Source organism: Pseudescherichia vulneris (assembly GCF_902164725.1).
In the GTDB taxonomy this organism is placed as follows: domain Bacteria; phylum Pseudomonadota; class Gammaproteobacteria; order Enterobacterales; family Enterobacteriaceae; genus Pseudescherichia; species Pseudescherichia vulneris.
This window is the reverse complement of sequence record NZ_LR607338.1, coordinates 4,054,608-4,056,092: the sequence shown is the minus strand read 5'-3', so window position 1 is coordinate 4,056,092 and position 1,485 is coordinate 4,054,608. Positions and strand designations below refer to the sequence as shown.

Annotated in this window: 3 protein-coding genes and 1 pseudogene; all 4 read left to right on the top strand. The window is 41.5% G+C overall.

The annotated features are described in order from the left end of the window. Positions 1–200 (top strand): annotated as a pseudogene (locus FN633_RS16785) (STM2901 family protein); the annotation flags it as partial. Beyond that, positions 197–517 carry a DUF1493 family protein gene (locus FN633_RS16780; RefSeq protein WP_154058509.1) on the top strand — a complete coding sequence of 107 codons (321 nt, stop codon included), beginning with the start codon at positions 197–199 and terminating at the stop codon, positions 515–517. The pseudogene FN633_RS16785 and the gene FN633_RS16780, both read left to right, overlap by 4 nt. Positions 518–632: 115 nt before the next feature. Continuing rightward, positions 633–1,070 (top strand): hypothetical protein, encoded by a 438-nt coding sequence (locus FN633_RS16775; RefSeq protein WP_154058508.1) that lies wholly within the window; start codon positions 633–635, stop codon positions 1,068–1,070. Positions 1,071–1,114: 44 nt separating this feature from the next. Next, entirely contained in the window at positions 1,115–1,471 is a 357-nt protein-coding gene (locus FN633_RS16770; RefSeq protein ID WP_154058507.1) for a putative T6SS immunity periplasmic lipoprotein, read from the top strand. Positions 1,472–1,485: the final 14 nt, after the last annotated feature.

Here is a 1,485-nt window from a genome sequence, read left to right as displayed (position 1 = left end):
CGGATCCTCCCCACACTGACCAAAAAATCATTTTCGCTCAGAAGTTGAAAATTTTCTGGGTAAATAATCTGGGAACCTTTGTTGGCCGGACAGTGCCCGTTCTCGGATGGGTTATTTTGGCGGTTGATGTTTCGATGATTGGCTATCACACCGTAAATCGATTCAATACTATTGTGCGCCCGGAGGATAAAATCTGGTGAGCAATTCAATAAGCGATGATCAATACAGGGCTTTCATTCTGGATAATCTGCCAAGGGTTACAATTTTTTTCAAAGCCGTTGATATTTCAGATGATGAGGTTCTTCAGGAAACGTTTGAGCGAGAAGATATCTCAGATTTGATAGGCGCACTGTCAACGAAATTGAGTGTAAATTGTGATAATTTTCATATGGATAATCATTTCCCATGGAAGCCAAAAAATTTTTTCACAAAAAAAAATAATAATGCTGGCAAAGTACCATTGACCTTGAGAATGTTTATTGATTCGGCAAACGCAGGACGATGGCTTTACAGTTAAAGTGCGGGCCACCATGCCTAGGTGGCCCCAGAAGGGCACGACAAGATTTCGCCTGACGATTACATACCTTTCTGATAACTTTACTTACAGTATGGGATTGAGCCAAGGATAGATTATGCTCGCAAGCTCGGTTACTAAAAAGCTGCACGGTATGCTTACTATAGTGTTGTTACTGCTCGTAGGCGGTTACGCGGCCTATTACTATTTTTTTAACTCCCCGCCTCACGATACCTTTGTGAGTAAGCAAAAACTGTCAGACAGCGTCTGGTTATACGTCACGAAATACGATGAGGGAAACGCAACTGTTTCAAATATCTATCGTTTTTATCTCGATAAAGATCTTGGGAACAGTAACGTAACCAATGCTCTGAAGGATAGATCGCCTTTTATTGAAACGAATACTGATGCAGTGACAGCGACTGCCTACGGAAACACTGTAAATGTAAAAATGACTGGCAAGATTTATAACTTCACTAACTCAGATCTCTTTTACGAAAATGATATAGCAGTGATGCCCGTTATTAACCTAACCGCTAATGGCGTAAGAGACTAATACTCGAGATTTTAGGGGATGAAAGCTCAGACAAAGGAGTGTCAATGTACAAAAATTATTCAGTTATAGCCGTAGCATTTTTACTCGTGGGTTGCCCAGGGCCTGGCGATAGAATTCCGCCTAAAGAGCCCGCTAACGTAACATTAAAAGATAACCAGATTTGTATTACTGCGCCTGTCTATCCTGGGGAGTTCGTTTCTTCAGTCCAGTTCTCTGATGGACAAAACAATAATCTTCTCAAGACATTAGAACATGACCCTGTGTATATCACCAACGGGCAGTGTCTGCCAACATTTGGTTATGACTTCCAAAAGGGCCATACATATACCGTGTTTTATACAATTGAAAAAAACGCTACTGATAGCGCGCGTTACCTCTCAGCGGTTTTTTCTATGATGTAGCCCCCTGAAACACC